At 31.9% G+C, this 18,459-nt stretch carries 21 protein-coding genes; 18 read left to right on the top strand and 3 right to left on the bottom strand.

The window, feature by feature from the left end; genetic code table 11:
- Positions 1 to 6 precede the first annotated feature (6 nt).
- The 15 genes from eutC (ACQ3F0_RS13465) to eutC (ACQ3F0_RS13395) all read left to right on the top strand — a co-directional run bounded on the left by eutC (ACQ3F0_RS13465) (position 7) and on the right by eutC (ACQ3F0_RS13395) (position 11,967).
- On the top strand, positions 7 to 888 hold the full coding sequence (gene eutC / locus ACQ3F0_RS13465) for an ethanolamine ammonia-lyase subunit EutC (protein WP_428865809.1): 882 nt from the start codon (positions 7 to 9) through the stop codon (positions 886 to 888).
- A gap of 18 nt (positions 889 to 906) precedes the next feature.
- Positions 907 to 1,563, top strand: a complete 657-nt coding sequence (gene eutL, locus ACQ3F0_RS13460; protein ID WP_428865808.1) for an ethanolamine utilization microcompartment protein EutL — start codon at positions 907 to 909, stop codon at positions 1,561 to 1,563.
- Positions 1,564 to 1,578: 15 nt separating this feature from the next.
- Positions 1,579 to 2,169, top strand: coding sequence for a BMC domain-containing protein (locus ACQ3F0_RS13455; protein WP_428865807.1), 591 nt, complete (start codon positions 1,579 to 1,581; stop codon positions 2,167 to 2,169).
- Positions 2,170 to 3,627: an acetaldehyde dehydrogenase (acetylating) gene (locus ACQ3F0_RS13450; RefSeq protein WP_428865806.1), complete on the top strand. Its 1,458-nt coding sequence runs from the start codon at positions 2,170 to 2,172 to the stop codon at positions 3,625 to 3,627. It abuts the gene before it with no gap.
- A 47-nt stretch (positions 3,628 to 3,674) separates the two neighbouring features.
- Positions 3,675 to 3,959 carry a BMC domain-containing protein gene (locus ACQ3F0_RS13445; protein WP_428865805.1) on the top strand — a complete coding sequence of 95 codons (285 nt, stop codon included), beginning with the start codon at positions 3,675 to 3,677 and terminating at the stop codon, positions 3,957 to 3,959.
- Positions 3,960 to 4,044: 85 nt separating this feature from the next.
- A complete protein-coding gene (locus ACQ3F0_RS13440; protein ID WP_428865804.1) occupies positions 4,045 to 4,803 on the top strand; it encodes a cobalamin adenosyltransferase in 759 nt (252 codons plus the stop codon).
- A gap of 10 nt (positions 4,804 to 4,813) precedes the next feature.
- Entirely contained in the window at positions 4,814 to 5,500 is a 687-nt protein-coding gene (gene pduL / locus ACQ3F0_RS13435; RefSeq protein ID WP_428865803.1) for a phosphate propanoyltransferase, read from the top strand.
- Positions 5,484 to 6,308, top strand: a complete 825-nt coding sequence (gene eutJ / locus ACQ3F0_RS13430; protein ID WP_428865802.1) for an ethanolamine utilization protein EutJ — start codon at positions 5,484 to 5,486, stop codon at positions 6,306 to 6,308. The genes pduL and eutJ overlap by 17 nt, the downstream gene beginning before the upstream one ends.
- Before the next feature lie 17 nt (positions 6,309 to 6,325).
- Positions 6,326 to 7,060 carry a hypothetical protein gene (locus ACQ3F0_RS13425; RefSeq protein ID WP_428865801.1) on the top strand — a complete coding sequence of 245 codons (735 nt, stop codon included), beginning with the start codon at positions 6,326 to 6,328 and terminating at the stop codon, positions 7,058 to 7,060.
- Positions 7,061 to 7,082: 22 nt separating this feature from the next.
- Positions 7,083 to 7,370 carry a EutN/CcmL family microcompartment protein gene (locus ACQ3F0_RS13420; RefSeq protein ID WP_428865800.1) on the top strand — a complete coding sequence of 96 codons (288 nt, stop codon included), beginning with the start codon at positions 7,083 to 7,085 and terminating at the stop codon, positions 7,368 to 7,370.
- 20 nt (positions 7,371 to 7,390) lie between these two features.
- Positions 7,391 to 7,936 carry a BMC domain-containing protein gene (locus tag ACQ3F0_RS13415; RefSeq protein WP_428865799.1) on the top strand — a complete coding sequence of 182 codons (546 nt, stop codon included), beginning with the start codon at positions 7,391 to 7,393 and terminating at the stop codon, positions 7,934 to 7,936.
- Between the two features lie 62 nt (positions 7,937 to 7,998).
- On the top strand, positions 7,999 to 9,108 hold the full coding sequence (gene eutH, locus ACQ3F0_RS13410; protein WP_428865798.1) for an ethanolamine utilization protein EutH: 1,110 nt from the start codon (positions 7,999 to 8,001) through the stop codon (positions 9,106 to 9,108).
- 30 nt (positions 9,109 to 9,138) lie between these two features.
- Positions 9,139 to 9,585: a cupin domain-containing protein gene (locus ACQ3F0_RS13405; RefSeq protein WP_428865797.1), complete on the top strand. Its 447-nt coding sequence runs from the start codon at positions 9,139 to 9,141 to the stop codon at positions 9,583 to 9,585.
- A gap of 111 nt (positions 9,586 to 9,696) precedes the next feature.
- The gene (locus ACQ3F0_RS13400; RefSeq protein WP_428865796.1) at positions 9,697 to 11,070 is read left to right on the top strand and encodes an ethanolamine ammonia-lyase subunit EutB; all 1,374 of its coding nucleotides are present in this window, start codon (positions 9,697 to 9,699) and stop codon (positions 11,068 to 11,070) included.
- Between the two features lie 15 nt (positions 11,071 to 11,085).
- The gene (eutC, locus tag ACQ3F0_RS13395; RefSeq protein ID WP_428865895.1) at positions 11,086 to 11,967 is read left to right on the top strand and encodes an ethanolamine ammonia-lyase subunit EutC; all 882 of its coding nucleotides are present in this window, start codon (positions 11,086 to 11,088) and stop codon (positions 11,965 to 11,967) included.
- A gap of 60 nt (positions 11,968 to 12,027) precedes the next feature.
- Here the strand turns inward: eutC (ACQ3F0_RS13395) and ACQ3F0_RS13390 are convergent, their stop codons facing one another.
- The 3 genes from ACQ3F0_RS13390 to ACQ3F0_RS13380 are packed head-to-tail and all read right to left on the bottom strand — an operon-like array spanning position 12,028 to position 15,477.
- Positions 12,028 to 13,386, bottom strand: a complete 1,359-nt coding sequence (locus ACQ3F0_RS13390; RefSeq protein ID WP_428865795.1) for a hypothetical protein — start codon at positions 13,384 to 13,386, stop codon at positions 12,028 to 12,030.
- Between the two features lie 9 nt (positions 13,387 to 13,395).
- The gene (locus ACQ3F0_RS13385; RefSeq protein ID WP_428865794.1) at positions 13,396 to 14,547 is read right to left on the bottom strand and encodes a DUF58 domain-containing protein; all 1,152 of its coding nucleotides are present in this window, start codon (positions 14,545 to 14,547) and stop codon (positions 13,396 to 13,398) included.
- A gap of 12 nt (positions 14,548 to 14,559) precedes the next feature.
- Positions 14,560 to 15,477: an AAA family ATPase gene (locus ACQ3F0_RS13380; protein WP_428865894.1), complete on the bottom strand. Its 918-nt coding sequence runs from the start codon at positions 15,475 to 15,477 to the stop codon at positions 14,560 to 14,562.
- 338 nt (positions 15,478 to 15,815) lie between these two features.
- Here ACQ3F0_RS13380 and ACQ3F0_RS13375 point away from each other — a divergent pair, with 338 nt between their 5' ends.
- Genes ACQ3F0_RS13375 through ACQ3F0_RS13365 form a run of 3 tightly spaced genes read left to right on the top strand, consistent with a single transcriptional unit; the run spans position 15,816 to position 18,459 of the window.
- The gene (locus ACQ3F0_RS13375; protein WP_428865793.1) at positions 15,816 to 16,868 is read left to right on the top strand and encodes an energy-coupling factor ABC transporter permease; all 1,053 of its coding nucleotides are present in this window, start codon (positions 15,816 to 15,818) and stop codon (positions 16,866 to 16,868) included.
- A 26-nt stretch (positions 16,869 to 16,894) separates the two neighbouring features.
- Complete coding sequence (cbiQ, locus tag ACQ3F0_RS13370) at positions 16,895 to 17,704, top strand: cobalt ECF transporter T component CbiQ (protein ID WP_428865792.1); 810 nt, start codon at positions 16,895 to 16,897, stop codon at positions 17,702 to 17,704.
- A complete protein-coding gene (locus ACQ3F0_RS13365) occupies positions 17,704 to 18,459 on the top strand; it encodes an energy-coupling factor ABC transporter ATP-binding protein (RefSeq protein ID WP_428865791.1) in 756 nt (251 codons plus the stop codon). The genes cbiQ and ACQ3F0_RS13365 overlap by 1 nt, the downstream gene beginning before the upstream one ends.

The raw sequence follows: 18,459 nt of genomic DNA, 5'->3' as shown, positions 1-18,459 counted from the left end.
TAAGGAATGTTTTCTGAGAATGATTTAAAAAAATTAGTAGAACAAGTTCTTGAAGAAATGACTTCAAAAGAGATAGTTAAGAACGATCAAAAATTAATAAAGGATGATTGTTGTGAAGTTGAAGAAGGTATACTTCCTGATTTGCTTGATACAGATTTAAAAACACAATTATTAGTAAAAGATCCTGAAGATAAAGCAGGGTATTTAAAAATGAAACAACGCACTCCTGCAAGAGTTGGTGTTGGAAGATGTGGGCCAAGATATTTGACTGAAACAATGCTTAGATTCAGAGCAGACCATGCAGCTGCTCAAGACGCAGTTTTTACTGATGTGTCACAAGATTTTTTAGATGAAATTAAATTATTTTCGGTTAAGACAAAGTGTATAGATAAAGATGAGTATTTAACTAGACCTGATTTAGGTAGAAAGTTTGATGATGATCAGTTATCTATTATAAAAGAAAAGTGTAAAAAAGGAATGAAAGTACAAATTTACGTATCAGATGGATTAAGTTCTACAGCTATTGAAAGTAATGTGAAAGATGTACTACCAGCAATGATTCAAGGATTGGAAGGTTATGGTATTTCAGTTGGAGAACCTTTCTTTGTAAAATATGGTAGAGTTGGTGCAATGGATGTAGTATCAGAAACTCTTGGAGCAGATATTACTTGTGTTCTTATAGGGGAAAGACCAGGACTTGTTACAGCTGAGAGTATGAGTGCTTATTTAGCTTACAAAGCTACTGTTGGGATGCCTGAAGCAAGAAGAACAGTTGTTTCAAATATTCATAAGGGTGGTACACCACCAGTTGAAGCAGGAGCTCATATCGCTGACATTATAAAGACCATGCTAGAGAAAAAAGCAAGTGGAACTGATTTGAAATTATAATTTTAGGAGGAATAATAGATGAAAAATGATGCTTTGTTAACGAATGTACTTAGTGTAAAAATCATTTCAAATGTAAATCCTGACATGGCAAAAGAACTGAAATTAGATCAAGATCAAAGGAGTATAGGGCTTATTACTACTGATTGCGATGATGTTGGGTATACTGCTATTGATGAAGCTACTAAAAAAGCTGATGTAAAGGTAGTATATGCAAAATCTATGTACGCAGGAGCCGGAAATGCTAGTACAAAATTAGCTGGCGAATTTATTGGAATTCTTGCAGGACCTACACCTGCAGAAGTTAGAAGTGGATTAAATGCTGCTGTAGATTTTATTGAAAGTGGAACAGCAACATTCTATAGTGCAAATGAAGATGATAGTATTCCTTATTATGCTCAATGTGTTTCAAGAACAGGTTCTCATCTTTCAGAAACAGCAGGAATTAGAGAAGGAGAAGCATTAGCATACTTAATAGCACCTCCATTAGAAGCTATTTATGCCTTAGACGCAGCAATGAAGGCAGCAGCTGTAGAAATGAAAGCATTCTTTGGACCACCGTCTGAAACTAACTTTGGTGGAGGTCTATTAACAGGCAGTCAGTCAGCTTGTAAAGCGGCTTGTGATGCTTTCGCATCAGCAGTTAAGTATATCGCAGATAATCCTTCTGAGTATTAGTTTTAGGATTAATTTATGAAAAAATCTGCATTAGGTCTAATTGAAACCTATGGTTTTGTAGGTGCAGTTGAAGCTTTGGATATAGCATTAAAATCTGCTAATGTAAATTTAGTTGGCTGTGAATTTGTTAAAGGCGGTATAGTTACAATTGAAATAACAGGAGATGTAGGAGCTGTTAGAGCTTCAGTAGAGGCATCAACAGTAGCTGTGAAAAAATTAAGTAGCCTTATAACTTCTCATATTATTGCTAGACCTTCAGAGCAGATATGGGGAATGTTGATTAAAGAAGAAGAGCAACTAAATCCAAAAGAGGATAGAGTGAATCATAATGATGATAGTAATATAGTACAGATTATTAATGAAGATATAGAAGATGATATAGTTCAAGATGTACAAGAGGATATATTTCAAGATGTAGAAGAAGACTTAGAACAAGAAGAGACAATTTTTACTAAAGAAGAACTTGGATTAATGAAAGTTCCGGAATTAAGAACTTTAGCAAGAAAATTGAATATTACTGCTATGACGAAAAAAGAAATTAAATTTGGAAAAAAAGAAGAACTTATTAAAGCAATAGTAGACTTCTATAAAAGGAGGGATGAGTAAATGGATATTGTCGATAGAGATTTGAAATCTATTCAAGAAGTTAGAAATTTAGTTTCTAAGGCGAAAGAAGCACACGAACAATTAAGCCAAATGAGTCAAGAGGAAATCGATAAAATCACTAAAAATATGGCTGAGGCTGCTGAAGCAAATGCAGATAAACTTGCCAAGCTTGCAGCAGATGAAACTGGATTTGGAAAATGGAAAGACAAGATAATAAAGAATATATTCGCAAGCAAAAATGTATATGACTATATCAAGGATATGAAGACAATAGGTATTATAAATGAAGATAAAGTTAATAAAATTGTTGATGTAGCCACACCGGTAGGAATTATTGCAGGGCTTATTCCTTCAACAAATCCTACTTCAACTACAATTTTTAAAGCCATTGTAGCGATAAAAGCAGGAAATGCAATAGTTTTCTCACCTCATCCAAATGCAAAAGAATGTATATTGGAAACTGCAAAGGTATTGAGGGATGCTGCTGAAAGTGCAGGAGCACCAAAAGGAACTATAAGTTGTATGACAGTGCCTACTTTAGAAGGAACTAATGAATTAATGAAGCATAAAGATGTTTCATTAATATTAGCAACAGGTGGAGAGGCAATGGTAAAAGCAGCATATAGTTCAGGAACACCAGCCATAGGAGTTGGGCCAGGAAATGGTCCTGCATTTATTGAAAGGACTGCTGATATAGAGAAATCAGTTAAGCGGATTATTGATAGTAAAACCTTTGATAATGGCATTATCTGCGCATCTGAGCAATCTATAGTTATTGAAGAGTGTATAAAAGATAAAGTTAAGAAAGAATTGGTAAGACAAGGTGGTTATTTCTTATCAAAAGAGGAATCAGATAAGTTATCGAAGTTTATTTTGAGAGCAAACGGTACAATGAATCCTAGGATAGTAGGGAAAGATGTTCAGATGTTAGCTAAAATGGTTGGATTGTCAATACCTGAGGATATAAGAATTTTATTATCTGAACAAACAAGTGTAAGTAAGCAAAATCCTTATTCAAGAGAAAAACTTACACCTATATTGGCATTTTACTGTGAAGAGAATTGGGAGAAAGCATGTGAAAAAAGTATTGAACTTCTCAATAATGAAGGTAAAGGTCATACAATGATAATTCATTCAAATAATGAAGAAATAATTAGAGAATTTGCACTTAAAAAGCCTGTTTCAAGAGTATTGGTAAATACTCCAGGATCTCTTGGAGGAATAGGGGCCACTACAAATCTAGTTCCATCCCTTACTTTAGGCTGTGGAGCAGTAGGAGGAAGTGCGACATCGGATAATGTAGGACCTATGAATCTTTTAAATATTAGAAGACTTGCTTATGGTGTTAAAGAACTTGAAGATTGTAAAGTAGTAAATAAGGATGATAATAAATTTAATATTGAGGACGAATACATTGATTTGATTCTAAAAAAAGTTATGGAGAAATTGAATTCATAAAAATATCAAATAATAATTATTTAAATAAAAAAGAGGAGGAAATTTAAATGGCAAATGCAAATGCTTTAGGAATGATAGAAACAAAAGGGTTAGTAGGTGCAGTAGAGGCTGCAGATGCGATGGTTAAGGCTGCGAATGTTACTTTGATAGGAAAAGTTCAAGTAGGTGGAGGATTAGTTACTGTAATGGTAAGAGGAGATGTAGGTGCAGTTAAGGCCGCTACTGATGCTGGCGCAGCAGCTGCTGAAAGAGTTGGAGAGTTACTTTCTGTTCATGTAATTCCAAGACCTCATGGAGAAGTTGAACTTATTCTTCCTAAATTAGAAGCTTAATAATAAAGTATCTAAATTAATAATTTCGGAGGGATATTGATTTCCCTCTGAATATTTGGAATTGCAGTCAAAAGGGTGTGATTTAGTGAGTGTATTAACAGAATCTAAGATAAGAGCAGCACTTAGAAATAAAAAGATAAAAGAATACAAAGTAAATAGCCAAGATATAATAACACCTGCTGCTAGAACTTTTTTAAAGGATAACAACATTAAACTTGTAGTTTTGAACCAGAATGAAAGAGATAATTTAAAAGCTGTTGATAACAAAGTTATTACAGAAAATAAAGGAATGATACCTAGATTTGAAAATATTCAAGGTGGATATTTTGAAAAGAAACCTGAATATATGACTCAGATTAAAGGTAATAAATTAGTTTGTAAAGATCATCCAATAGTCATTTTAAGAGGCAAATTAGATAGCATGCAGGCAAAAATATTAGAAGTTCAAGTATTATGTAACAAGAATGGAAAAGATACCTTAGTTAAGGATTTAGAAGAATGTCTTGGATATGTTAGAAATATCATGAGAGCAGAAGTTTTATCAGAAGATTTAGAATCATTTAGTCTTCTTGGAATGAGTGATGAAGAAATTAGAGAAGTGTCTCACAATCCTCAGAAATATTTTAATAGAGGTCATATTTTCCCATCTTATAAAATGGGCGAGTATGTCATAAAACTAAATTCTCTTAGAAGTGCTATCAGGGAGGTTGAGATATGCGCTATCAAAGCCTTCAAAAATATTGATGGTGAAATTTCTAGACTGGATATTATAAGGAGTTTAAATAGACTCAGCAGTCTCTTTTATGTGATGATGTGTAAATGTGATGCAGGATATTATAAATGAGGTGATTCTAATGGAGATTAATAGTTCTAACATTGATTTAGTAGTCCAAGAAGTAGTAAAGGCTATTAAAGAGAAAATAAACAATTCCAAAAATAAAAACACAATTCCAGTAGAAGCATCTGGTCGTCACATTCATTTAAGCAGACAACACGTAGATTTACTTTTTGGTAAAGATTATGAACTTAAATTTGAAAGAGAATTATCTCAACCAGGTCAATATTTGTGCAAGGAAAAGGTAACACTTAGAGGAGCTAAAGGCAAAATTAATAATGTGGCTATATTAGGTCCTGTTAGAAATAATACACAAGTGGAAATATCTAAAACTGATGCTAGAATTTTAGGAATTAATGCGCCAGTTAGAGAATCAGGAGATATTTCTAATAGCTCTCCAATAATTATAGTATCTGATAATGTTACTTTAAGTTTAAAAGAAGGAGCAATTATTGCAAAAAGACATATTCATATAACACCTGAAGATGCTGAAAGATTTAATGTTATGGATAGAGAGCTGGTAGGACTCCAAATTTTAAGTGATAGAAGTACCATCTTTGGGGATGTAGTGGTTAGAGTAAGTAAGAATTTTAAAACTAGTGCTCATATTGATTATGATGAGGCTAATTCATGTTCTTTTATGAAGAACATTGAAGCAAGAATCATAAAATGGGAAAGGATAGTCGAGGATGAAAAAATTAACTAAAGCAGATGAACTTATAAAGGCTGTAGAAAAAAGCATAGATGAACCAATATTAAATAGTACTAATGGACCACTATATGTAGGTGTGGACTTAGGTACTGCATATACAGTTCTTGTGGTTTTAGATGGCAATAAAAATCCTATAGCCTGTGAAATGGAGTTTGCTCAAGTTATAAAAGATGGATTAGTAGTAGACTATATTGGGGCCTTGAATATTGTAAAAAGATTGAAGCAAAAGGTAGAAGAAAGACTGAATATAGAACTTACTAAAGCTGCTATTGCAGTGCCTCCTGGAACGGGTGAAAGAGATACACAAACTCATGTTTATGTAGTTGAAGGTGCTGGTATGGAAGTGGTCTCTATATTAGACGAACCTACTGCTGCAAATGCTGTATTGAAAGTGGATAACGGAGTAGTAGTTGATGTAGGAGGGGGAACAACTGGACTTTCAATTTTTCAAGACGGAAAAGTAATATATACTGCAGATGAACCAACAGGAGGGACACAGCTGTCACTTGTTATTGCGGGAGGGCTTAGAATAAGTTTCGAAGAAGCTGAATATATGAAAAAGCAAAAATCTAATGAAAGACAAGTATTTCCAATGGTCACACCTGTCATTCAAAAAATTGCAAGTATAATAAGAAATCATATCAAAGGGTTTAATGTTAATGAGATTTACCTTGTAGGAGGAACGTGTTGCCTTAAGGGTTTTGAAAAAGTCATTGAAAAGGAAACAGGTATAAAAACTATTAAACCAGAGAATCCGTTTTTAGTGACTCCTTTAGGAATTGCAATGAATTGTTGTAAGTAGAAAGGAGGGATAGTTAGATGGATGTAGAACAATTAGTCCAAATGATTACAAAAGAAGTGATGAATAGAGTTAAACAGATAGAAACTCCAGAAGAGTTATCACCTCAAAAAACTGTGAAGATTTTAATTGCAGAATCAAGTAGAAGTGGTATTTATGAAGAGTTAGCCAATAGCTTAGAAAAGGCTAATTATTGTTATGATTCTTTAGAAAGTATGGAGAATGATTTAGATGTATATGAAAGCATAGTTTTTGGAGAAATGGATAATAGATCCCTTGCAAATATTTCTTTAGGGGTTCAATGTTTACCAAAAGAGGTTATAGCAATAGAAGCAGCTTTATTGGGTAAAAAGATTATTTTGTTGGAAGATGGATTGAAATATCAAAAATATAAAAGTACTTCTAATAAAGCATTATATTCACTCTATCAAAACTATGAAAATAAGCTTGTTAGTTATGGCATGGAGATAGTTAGTAAAAATGACTTCATGAAAGTATTAAAATCTAATAAGCAAAAAAATTGTGATTCAGTTCAAGATAATGTAATAAAAGTTGAACCCGTTATAAGTGCTCAAAGTGTTAAAGAAGTGGAGAGTTATGATTTTAGTGAAAAGAGAGTTCTTTCAGAAGCAGATTTAAAAAGAGTTTATAGAAACGGCATAAGGAAAATAAAAATTTCAAATAAAACACTTTTGACTCCACTAGTTAAAGATTTTATTAGAAATAACAAAATAACTGTCACAAAGTCAGTATAACCCTTAGAGAAAGGATTTTGTTATGATTATTGGAAATGTTGTTGGTAATGTATGGGCTACAAGAAAAGATGAAAAATTAAATAGCTTTAAGCTTCTCGTTGTACAACCAATAAAATACACTGAAGGAAAAGACGCAGATGTTTTTGTTGCTGTAGACAGTGTAGGTGCAGGTATTGGTGAAACAGTGCTTGTTGTTAATGGGAGTGCAGCTAGAGTGTCTTTTTCTACTGATAGTAAATCTGTACCAGTAGATGCTACAATTGTTGGAATAATTGATACAGTAGACATTGATAAAAGCTTACTAGAGTAGTTTATTTTGGAGGGATTTTGATGGCTGTCGCTCTTGGAATGTTGGAACTAAGTAGCATTGGTAAAGGCATTGAAACAGCTGATATTATGATTAAGGCTTCATCTATTGAAATTATGTTTGCAAAACACGTTTGTATAGGAAAGTTTCTTATTTTAATATCAGGTGACATCGGGTCAGTAAATGAATCCATGGCAATAGGTATAGAAAATGGAAATAGCAAGGTTGTTGATAGTTTTATTATACCTAATATTCATGAAGATATTTTATTTGGACTAAGAAAAAGGTATCACTATGGTAATGTAAGTGCTTTAGGAACCATGGAACTTTCTTCAGTATCATCAGGGATAATGTGTTTAGATACTGTTTTAAAATCAGGTTTTGTGAAATTAATAAAACTTGTTATAGCCAACAGTATCGGTGGAAAATGTTATTTCTTGATTACTGGAGATATAAGCTCAGTGAGTGAAGCTTTAAATGCTGGGGAAGCCGGGATTAATAGCGCAAAAATTCTTAGTAAAATTGTAATTCCATCCCCAGAAAAAGAATTGATAGAACAAATACTTTAGGTATGTATTATGTAGATAAACTACATCGTAGATTTATCTATAAAAAAATAAGGAGGTTTCTCATGGGAATTAATGAAATTATTTTGTATATTATGGTTATATTTATGATTCTTGGTGCTGTTGATAAAATTCTTGGAAATAAATATGGTTTAGGAGAACAATTTGAAGAAGGTTTTATGGCAATGGGTTCTTTAGCTCTTGCAATGGTAGGGGTTGTATCATTAGCTCCAGTTCTTGCAAAGATTTTAAAACCTGTAATTGTGCCTGTATATACGGCACTTGGTGCTGACCCAGCTATGTTTGCCACTACACTTTTAGCTAATGATATGGGTGGATATCCTTTAGCCTTAGAAATGGCTCAATCTCCAGAAGCGGGTGTCTTTGCAGGATTAATTCTTGGTTCTATGATGGGGCCTACTATAGTATTTACTATACCAGTAGCCCTTGGAATCATTAAAAAAGAAGATCATAAATATCTAGCTAAAGGTATTCTTGCTGGTATGATTACAATTCCTATAGGAAGTTTCTTTGGTGGATTAGTAGCAGGATTTAGTGTTTCAATGATTTTAAGTAATCTTGTACCTATAGTTATTTTTGCATTACTTATTGCATTAGGTCTTTGGAAGATTCCGGAAAAAATGATAGGTGGATTCAATATATTCGGTAAGGGTGTTGTAATTATGATTACAATAGGTCTTGTTGCAATTATAATTGAAACTTTAACTGGATTTGTTGTAATACCAGGTATGGCACCAATATCTGATGGTATAGAAATCATAGGAGCAATTGCTATAGTTCTTGCTGGAGCTTTCCCAATGGTATTTGTTATAACAAAAGTTTTCAAAAAACCTTTAATGAAGCTTGGTGGATTATTAGGAATGAATGATATAGCAGCAGCAGGTATGGTAGCAACTTTAGCTAATAATATCCCAATGTTTGGTATGATGAAAGATATGGATGAAAGAGGAAAAATTATCAATGTTGCTTTTGCAGTAAGTGCAGCATTTGTATTTGGAGATCACTTAGGTTTTACAGCTGGTGTTAATAAAGAAATGATATCAGCTATGATAGTAGGTAAACTTATAGGTGGTATTACAGCAGTTGCAGTAGCATGTCTTATAGCTCCAAAAGTATCAGTTTCTAAAAAAGGTAAAATAAGCAAATCAGCTTAACGATGCCTAAGAATATGAGGTGAATAAAAAATGGATGGTATTGATGAAAAATTAATTGCAGAGATGGTAAAAAAAATACTTACTGAAAAGCTTGGGCAAAAAGATGCAATCCAAAGAAATGTGGATCCTAGCGGCATAATGTCAATAAAAACATCAACAGTGAAACCTGAAAAGTTTGATACAGGTAAAGAAGGGGATAAGGTATTTCTTAAAGATGTATTAACTGTTGAAGAAAGTCCAAGACTGGGATGTGGAGTCATGGAAATGGAAGAATCAACTTTTGAGTGGACATTAAAATATGATGAAATTGATTATATTATTGATGGAACATTAGAGATACTGATTGATGGTAGAAAAGTAGTTGGTAATAAAGGAGATTTGATATTTATCCCTAGAGATTCTACTATACAATTTTCTTCTCCTGATTATTCTAGATTTGTATATGTAGTATATCCAGCTAATTGGGCAGAACAATAATAGTGATAAATTATAAATTAATAGATGACATGATTTATCTCTAAATCCCTAATGAAATCGCTATACATAGTTAACTGTGTAGCGATTTCTCATATAAGAAGGAGGATACAAGTGAAACTTAGTGCGGTATTGTTTGAAAAAACCTATAAGTTCAAAGATGTAAAAGAAGTGTTATCAAAAGCAAATGAGGAAAAATCTGGTGATGTTTTACTTGGGATAGCTGCGAAATCAAGTAAAGAGAGGATGGCTGCAAAAGTTGTTTTAAGTCAGCTTACTTTGGAAGATTTGAGAAACAACCCTGTTGTACCATATGAAGAAGACGAGGTCACAAGAGTTATTGATGATTCGCTTAATGAAAGAATATATTCAGAAATTAAAGATTGGACTGTAGGATATTTAAGGGAATATATCTTAGATCATAAAACTACAAACATAGATATAAGAAGAATTAGTAAAGCTCTAACGGGAGAAATGGTTGCAGGTGTAGCTAAACTTATGTCAACTATGGATTTAGTATATGGGGCAAAAAAAATTCAGATTACAGGTAAAGCTAATACTGAAATTGGAAAGAAAGGTACTCTATCTTTTAGATTGCAAGGAAATCATCCTACTGATAGTATAAAGGGTATATTGGCTTCATGCTATGAGGGATTAAGTTATGGATGTGGAGATGCTGTTATAGGAATAAATCCTGCAATAGATACTGTAGATAATACAAAAAAGATTATGAATGCAATTTATGGGTTAGTGAAAAAATATGATATTCCAACACAAACCTGTGTTTTATCTCATATAAGTACTCAAATGGAAGCAGTGAGACAAGGGGCTCCTACATCTGTATTTTTCCAAAGTGTGGCAGGTACTGAAGATGCAAACAAAGCTTTTGGTATAGATAAAGCTTTATTGGATGAAGCTCATGAAGTAATCAAAAAACATAGTGTTGCTGAGGGTCCTAACTTAATGTATTTTGAAACTGGTCAAGGGTCTGAAATGTCAATTAATACGGATCATGGTGCAGATGAAATGACCCTTGAAGCTAGAACTTATGGATTTGGAAGAGTTTTTAATCCATTCATGGTAAATAACGTATCAGGATTTATTGGACCAGAGACTTTATATGATGGAAAACAAATGATTAGAGCAAATCTAGAAGATCATTTTATGGGCAAGCTTATGGGATTGCCAATGGGAATGGCTCCATGTTATACAAATCATACAAATATGGATCAGAATGATCAGGAAATGGGAACATTACTTTTAGCAATGGCTGGTTCCAATTATTATATGGGAGTTCCTCATGGTGATGATGTAATGCTAAGCTATCAAGATACTAGTTATCATGATGATGCTACTTTAAGAGAAGTATTAGATTTAAAACCTGCACCTGAATTTCATCAGTGGTTAATGAAAATGGGGATTATGGACGAAAATGGAGTTCTAACAGAAAAAGCAGGAGATGCATCATTATTCTTTGAGAAGGAATAAGGAGGGTTGAATATGATTCGTGAAAAAGAATTAAAGGAATTAGTAAAAAGAGTTTTGATTGAAATGGCTTCTGAAAAAGGAGAAACAGATACAAATTTCTGTAATAATAATTGTAATGATTCTGGAAATAATGAGGAACCAATAGAAGATATAACAAAAGTAGATATAACAAAAGAAATATTAGTATCAAATGTAGTTAACAAAAAAGAATATATGAAAATGAAAGATTGTACTCCTGCTAGAATAGGAATAGGAAGATGCGGTCCAAGATATAAAACTAGCACCCTTTTAAGATTTAGAGCTGATCATGCAGCCGCTCAGGATGCTGTTTTTAGAGATGTTTCTGAAAAGTTTTTAGAAGAATTAGATTTATTTTCAATAACCACTAAATGTAAAGATAAAGATGAATATTTAACTAGACCTGATTTTGGAAGAATAATTCCAAAAGAACAATTAGATATTTTAAATAAAGAATGCAAGAAAGCACCTAAAGTTCAAATTTATATTTCTGATGGATTGAGTTCTACGGCTATAGAATCTAATGTGAAAGATGTTTTGCCAGCAATTCTTCAAGGTCTTGAAGTAAATAGAGTTGATATTGGAAAACCTTTTTTTCTTAAGTATGGTAGAGTTCCAGCAATGGATGCTATAACTGAAACATTAGATGCTGAAGTCACATGTGTTTTGATTGGTGAAAGACCAGGATTGGTTACAGCTGAAAGTATGAGTGCTTACATTACTTACAAAGGAACTGTTGGAATGCCTGAGGCTAGAAGAACAGTAGTTTCTAATATTCATAAAGGTGGAACACCACCTGTTGAGGCAGGTGCTCATATCGCTGATATTATTATACAAATGCTTAAGGAAAAAGCAAGTGGTCTTGATTTAAAACTTTAGTTTTTTCACTATATCCTTCAATGCTAAATATATCATTGAAGGATATTTTTAAATTTATGATTAATTCTTAATAGAGAATTTACTAATTACTTTTCTCAATGATTTTTTTAGGTTAGTAATTTCTTCGTAGCTTAATGTGCTATTTCCATATACTTCTCTACAAAATTCTTTTGCTATAAGATTAAATTCTGCATTATAATGAGGATATTTAATAGATAATCTATTAATATATTCAAAAGGTGTTTCAGTACATTGGTAATAAATACCTCGTATAGTACCCCACTTAATGAGCTTTTTATATATTTTTACAACTTCACTTTCATTTTTCAGGCTCATAGTTAATGTTGTTTTGATAATATATATAATTTTTTTCAATGCAGTTAATATATATTTCACTAGCTCGTATAACAATTCTATTAGACTTTTATTTTCTGTATCTTCACCTTTTTTCTTGAAAAGTACCTTAATTATAGATGCCAATATAATTAGAATAACTATTGTTACAAGGACATACATGCAAATCATAAAGGCATTTCCCAGGATGTGTGAAAACCAGCTTTCTTCTATCGTACCATTCACATTTCCTATGCCTTCTCCACCAGTTCCACTAGCCGTTTGACCTTTTCCACTACTTGTATATCCACTGAATAAAAATCTTATTAATGCAATGAAGAATGGCTTTAATGGGTTTAAAATTGTTTTTGTCGCAGAAAATCCAGTTTCGGCTATCCATGTTAGTGGATCCATGAAAAAAGTAATTGTACTCATAATAAGAATAAAAACTGCTAGAACAAAGAAAAGTAGAGTTTTTTTACTACTACGGCCATTATTACTTTCATTACTCCAACTAATATTTTTCCCAAGAGCAATAGCAACAATACTCCATAGGAAAAATATAATTATGTAAAGACTCATATTCGGAGGAGTTATTTTAGATACAGCTTCTAAAAAACCAATAAAAAAGAATGCAACTACACCAATTTCAAATCTACTGATAACATATTTATAATCAATTTTTTTTCTTCCTAATAATGCTCCTCTTACCCAAATAATTGTTACTCCTAGTAAAATACCAATAAAAATAGTTGTTTCTTGTGAGCTTTTAGAGGTTGTAAAAAGTGATATAATTAAACCAATATCCGAAAATTTGTTAGGATTGTTATAAAGAGTATTTACTATCCAAGAAAGAGATAATAAATATCCTATACCATAGAAAAGTATCATAACAAAAACATACATTCTACTATTTTTAATAAGAATAGAAATTCCTGAAGCTAGCCAAAACACTAAAAAAGACATAGCTAGAGGAAAGGCTTTATCGTTAAATAAAAAGCTAATGAATGCTATAATGCTATAAATCCAATAAAACTCCATATTTCCAGTTGAAAAAACGGAAAAAAACTTTTGTATTTTATTCATTTTAATATATTACCTCTCAATATTAAAATTTATTAGTTCATCAATGCTATATACTTTTTCAGTAAAACTCTTTTTTTCTGTTTTACTTAATATAATATCAATTGATTTACCACTGCTTCTCATATTATTTATATTTTCATTAATTGAATAACCGAAATACACATAAGATGCTTTTATATGTAGGTCTGGATGTTTTATATATTTGTCATACCCATCATTTACATCCATTTTCAATCTTGCTAACTTTTCAAGAAATTTTTGTAAGTAATCTTTACCTTCCATAGGTAAAATATAAGGAACTTCATCCCCAGTCATAAAACCATTCACCATTAATCCAGGAGAAATACCTCTTTTAGATAATTTAACAGCCAGTGAAGCGGCTGTACTTAACATTGTTTCAAACTCATCATAAGCTTCTGATTCTTTAAAATCCTTTACATCAATTATAATAATAACTTTAATATGGGCAGAAGGATCAAATATTTTTTCTTGAAGCTTTGATGTTTTCGCTGTTGCTTTCCAATGAATATGTTTTGCAGGTCGTCCAAAAGAATACTCTCTTGTTCCTGTTATAAGAACAGGATCCTCTACAAATTCTCTGGTTTTATTATTACCAAAATACTCTTTACTAACTGGAGAATAATCCCTCAAAGAAATCAATTTAGGATATACAATTACTTCATGTGTGTCCCTAAATTCTTTTTTTATAGAATAAAAACCTAATAGATCTCCAGCTGAGATGTTAAAGGGACCTATAGTATACACTCCTCTTTTGTCATAATCCAAAGACCATTCATGTTGAAGGTTACTATAGCTTAGAAGCCCAGTTTCTTTTATAAAACTTATTTGGGAGGTTGTTGTGATTTCAATTTTCAGCCACACAGGTAAAATCTTCTTGTTTCTAACCATTATTTTCAAACGTGCAATATCTTTTGGAAACAATCTTTGAGTATTTAAGTCTACCTTTGTTTCAATTTTTTCTAAGCTTAATTTTGCCCATAATTTCGTACTATAAACTAGTGCTAAAATACATATACAAAGTATAGACATTAAGATAGCACCATTTATTAGGGATATAGCTAGAACACTTATAGTAATAAACTTACTTAATCCTAATACAATAACCGTTGAATATTCATCATTTATTTCATACTTTTTCATAATTTATTTCCTCTAAGCTAAGGGTACTGGTATTTTTTGAAGTAAATCTTCTAAAACATTTCGTACCAAAGTTCCTTTCATTCTTTCCTTATCATTTAGTTTCAATCTATGACAGAGGACAAATGGAACAATATATTTAACGTCATCAGGAATCACATAATCTCTTCCTTTTAGAGCAGCTAAAGCCTGGGATCCTCTCATAAGGCACATGGTTCCTCTAGTACTTGCTCCTACACTAAACAATTCTGAAGTTCTTGTGCTATTAATAATTTCAATAATATATTTTTTAATGTTTTCTGCTATAATTATATTTTTGACATCATTTATCATTTGAGCAATTTCTTCAGGTTTAGTAATACTCTCTAAAGTATCTAAAGGGTTTTCGTTTTGGAAACGATTTAGTATGTCCATCTCTTCTTCAGCCGTTGGAAAGCCAAGACTTAATTTAAATAAAAATCTATCTAGTTGTGCTTCTGGTAATGGATAGGTTCCTTCTAGGTCAATAGGATTTTGTGTTGCAATAACAAAAAAAGGCTTTGGTAAATGGTATGTAGTATTATCAACTGTTACTTGATATTCTCCCATACTTTCTAAAAGGCTTGATTGAGTTCTAGGTATAGTTCTATTTATTTCATCAGCCAAAAGTATATTTGTCATTACTGGTCCTTGTTGATAATTAAATTCGCCTGTTTTCATATCATAAAATTTAAATCCTGTTATATCGCTAGGTAGAAGATCAGGTGTAAACTGTATTCTATTAAATGAACCTCCCATACTTTTGGCAATAGATTTTGCAAGTAATGTCTTACCTGTACCAGGAAGATCTTCTAATAAGACATGTCCTTCTGCAAGTATTGCAGAAAGTAAAAGTTCTATAACGTCTTCTTTTCCAACAACTACCTTATTTACGTTTTGTTTAATTTCATGCATCAATGAAAAATCCAATATTAATGCTCCTTTCCTATATAAAATAAGATATTAAATCCAATTTTTACATTTATATTATACTTTATTTATATAATACTAACTAGGTTAAATCCTTTTTCTTTATTAAAATTTAAGAATTATGGTTTTTTATTGATAATTGATGATTAACTGAATTTTAAAAATGAATATATTGACAATTACTTAATACAAATGTTATAATAAAATGATTGAAGTCACGAAGACTTCTAATAGAGTTGATTAAACTGATACGAATTAAACCCATGAAGGGACTACTACAAAGTTGCCTTCATGGGTTTTTGTTTTTAAGGAGATGAATTAATATGCATATGGTAGATGCTTTAGTTTCACCGGTAGTTAGTGGAACGATGTTTGTAGCGACAGCAGGAATTACAACATATTCAGTTAAAAAAGTACAAAGTGAACTTGATGATAAAAAAATACCTTTAATGGGAGTTATGGGAGCATTTATTTTTGCTTCTCAAATGATAAATTTTACAATTCCAGGGACTGGGTCCAGTGGTCATATAGCTGGGGGGTTGTTACTTGCTATTCTATTAGGCCCTTATGCAGGATTCATAACTATGGCTTCAGTTCTTCTAATTCAGGCTCTTTTTTTTGCAGATGGAGGATTATTAGCATATGGAGCGAATGTATTCAATCTTGGATTTTATGCATGTTTCATTGTATATCCATTAATTTATAAAAAGTTCATTGAAAAAGGTTATTCAAACAAACGAATTTTCAGTGGAGCAATTATATCATCCGTAATAGCATTACAACTTGGTGCTTTAAGTGTAGTTCTTCAAACTTTATTTTCTGGGAAGACTGAATTACCTTTTGTAAGCTTTCTTATTTTAATGCAACCAATACATCTTGCTATTGGAATTATTGAAGGAGTTGTCACAGCTTCAGTTGTATCATTTGTTTGGAAGGCACGTCCAGAAATTTTAGAAAAATCGGCTTTGGGACAATCTTTAGAAGAAGTTTCAATTAGAAGAATTTCTCTAGCATTATTAATATGTACTTTAATAATAGGCGGTGGGTTATCTTGGTTTGCTTCAAGTAATCCGGATGGACTTGAATGGTCTGTAGCAAAACATGTAGAAATAGATGAACTTCAAGGAGAAGGAGAAATTTATTCAAAAGCTTCTAATATACAAGAGAAAACAGCTTTTTTACCTGACTACGGTTTTAAATTCTTTGGAAGTGAAGAAACTCAAATAGAGAATAAAGAACAAACGGATGCGTGGCCTAAGGTTAGTGCTGGGACAAGTATATCTGGTATTTTAGGTGGAACTATAACATTATTACTTGCTATGGTAACTGGAGGAGTTATAGTTTTCTTTAAACGTAGGAGAAAACAACCGGCATAAAAATTCAAAAAGGGTTGATTTATAATATGTCAAATATAATTTATTCAATTTTTAATATTCGTTACTTAGATGAATTGGCTAGCAAAAAGAGCGTTATTCATAATATAAATCCAGTTATAAAATTACTTGTTACGTTAATATATTTAGTCGTTATATTATCTTTTGGAAAATATGATATTGTACCATTGATACCATATATTTTTTATCCGATTATTATTTTTACTTTATCAGAAATACCTTTTTTACAAATTCTAAAAAGAACATTTATCGTTTTCCCTTTAGTGATTGGAATAGGTATCTTCAACCCAATATTTGATACTCAAACATATGGTGTGATTTTGGGGATTGGAATTTCAGGTGGTTGGATTTCATTTGTATCATTATTAATAAAGTGTACCTTAATGGTTTTAGCAGGATTTTTATTAATTTGTACAACAGGTATAGAAAAAATTGCATATTCGCTAAGAAAACTATTCTTTCCTAAAATATTTGTAACTCAAATACTTTTAACATATAGATATATTTCTGTACTTCTAGAAGAAACTTCAAGAGTTTTAAAAGCTTATCATTTAAGATCGCCTCTGGAAAAAGGAGTTTCTTTTAAGGCTTCAGGTTCACTTTTGGGACAAATGTTATTAAGGTCTTTTGATAGAGCAAATAGGGTGTATAGTGCAATGACATTAAGAGGTTTTAATGGAGAATATGTTTTTGGCAGAGAAATTAGTATGTCCATTGGCTCTATAATATATTTATTTATTTGGGTTTTATTTTTAGTTTTTGCACGATTTAATAACATTCCAGAAGCGTTTGGAAATATCATAATGGGGGTGCTATGATGAGCCATCATTTCATAGATTGTAGACAGGTGTATTATTCATACCCTGATGGAAAAAAGGCAATAAACGGAATAACATTCAGGATTGAGCATGGAGAATCTGTAGGAATCGTAGGAGCTAACGGAGCTGGTAAGTCAACATTGTTAAATTTGCTTTTAGGTATTGTTTTTTCTCAAAAGGGTGAAGTGAATATTGGAGATACTATTATATCAAAAAAAACATTACCTTTAATACGCCAAAGGGTAGGGTTAGTTTTTCAAGACTCCGACGATCAGTTGTTTATGCCAACTGTTTATGATGATGTAGCTTTTGGACCACGTAATTTTAAACTTGAAGAAAAAGAAGTGGAGAAGAGAGTTTTAAATGCTTTAGAAACTGTTGGAATAACTCATCTTAAAGACAGACCGCCCTATAAGTTGTCTGGTGGAGAAAAACGTTCAGCAGCTATAGCAACTGTGTTATCAATGGAACCTGATATTCTTATAATGGATGAACCATCTACAGCGTTAGATCCAAAGTCTAGAAGGAGACTTATCAATCTATTAAAAGAATTTAGTCATACAAAGATAGTCGCAACCCATGATATGGATATGGTTTGGGAGACTTGTGAAAGAACTATTATAATTAAAGATGGAATTATTGTTGCTGATGGAGCTACTAGAGAAATTTTAAGTAATGAGAAGCTAATGTATGATAGTTCTCTTGAACTTCCGTTTTGCATACAAAACTGTCCAGTTTGTGGTAGTAAAAAATAA

It is taken from the genome of Clostridium sediminicola, assembly GCF_050402865.1.
Classification (GTDB): domain Bacteria; phylum Bacillota; class Clostridia; order Clostridiales; family Clostridiaceae; genus Clostridium_AF; species Clostridium_AF sediminicola.
Note: the sequence above shows the minus strand (reverse complement) of the source record. Positions and strands in the feature narration are given on the sequence as shown.

Bases quoted from the DNA above. Each gene is read 5' to 3' on its own strand.
- eutC (WP_428865809.1), top strand. From the start codon at position 7: ATGTTTTCTGAGAATGATTTAAAAAAATTAGTAGAACAAGTTCTTGAA.
- eutJ (WP_428865802.1), top strand. From the start codon at position 5,484: ATGAAAAAATTAACTAAAGCAGATGAACTTATAAAGGCTGTAGAAAAA.
- eutH (WP_428865798.1), top strand. From the start codon at position 7,999: ATGGGAATTAATGAAATTATTTTGTATATTATGGTTATATTTATGATT.
- ACQ3F0_RS13445 (WP_428865805.1), top strand. From the start codon at position 3,675: ATGGCAAATGCAAATGCTTTAGGAATGATAGAAACAAAAGGGTTAGTA.
- eutL (WP_428865808.1), top strand. From the start codon at position 907: ATGAAAAATGATGCTTTGTTAACGAATGTACTTAGTGTAAAAATCATT.
- cbiQ (WP_428865792.1), top strand. From the start codon at position 16,895: ATGTCAAATATAATTTATTCAATTTTTAATATTCGTTACTTAGATGAA.
- ACQ3F0_RS13415 (WP_428865799.1), top strand. From the start codon at position 7,391: ATGGCTGTCGCTCTTGGAATGTTGGAACTAAGTAGCATTGGTAAAGGC.
- ACQ3F0_RS13405 (WP_428865797.1), top strand. From the start codon at position 9,139: ATGGATGGTATTGATGAAAAATTAATTGCAGAGATGGTAAAAAAAATA.
- ACQ3F0_RS13425 (WP_428865801.1), top strand. From the start codon at position 6,326: ATGGATGTAGAACAATTAGTCCAAATGATTACAAAAGAAGTGATGAAT.
- ACQ3F0_RS13380 (WP_428865894.1), bottom strand. From the start codon at position 15,477: ATGCATGAAATTAAACAAAACGTAAATAAGGTAGTTGTTGGAAAAGAA.
- ACQ3F0_RS13450 (WP_428865806.1), top strand. From the start codon at position 2,170: ATGGATATTGTCGATAGAGATTTGAAATCTATTCAAGAAGTTAGAAAT.
- ACQ3F0_RS13385 (WP_428865794.1), bottom strand. From the start codon at position 14,547: ATGAAAAAGTATGAAATAAATGATGAATATTCAACGGTTATTGTATTA.
- ACQ3F0_RS13375 (WP_428865793.1), top strand. From the start codon at position 15,816: ATGCATATGGTAGATGCTTTAGTTTCACCGGTAGTTAGTGGAACGATG.
- ACQ3F0_RS13455 (WP_428865807.1), top strand. From the start codon at position 1,579: ATGAAAAAATCTGCATTAGGTCTAATTGAAACCTATGGTTTTGTAGGT.
- ACQ3F0_RS13365 (WP_428865791.1), top strand. From the start codon at position 17,704: ATGAGCCATCATTTCATAGATTGTAGACAGGTGTATTATTCATACCCT.
- pduL (WP_428865803.1), top strand. From the start codon at position 4,814: ATGGAGATTAATAGTTCTAACATTGATTTAGTAGTCCAAGAAGTAGTA.
- ACQ3F0_RS13390 (WP_428865795.1), bottom strand. From the start codon at position 13,386: ATGAATAAAATACAAAAGTTTTTTTCCGTTTTTTCAACTGGAAATATG.
- ACQ3F0_RS13420 (WP_428865800.1), top strand. From the start codon at position 7,083: ATGATTATTGGAAATGTTGTTGGTAATGTATGGGCTACAAGAAAAGAT.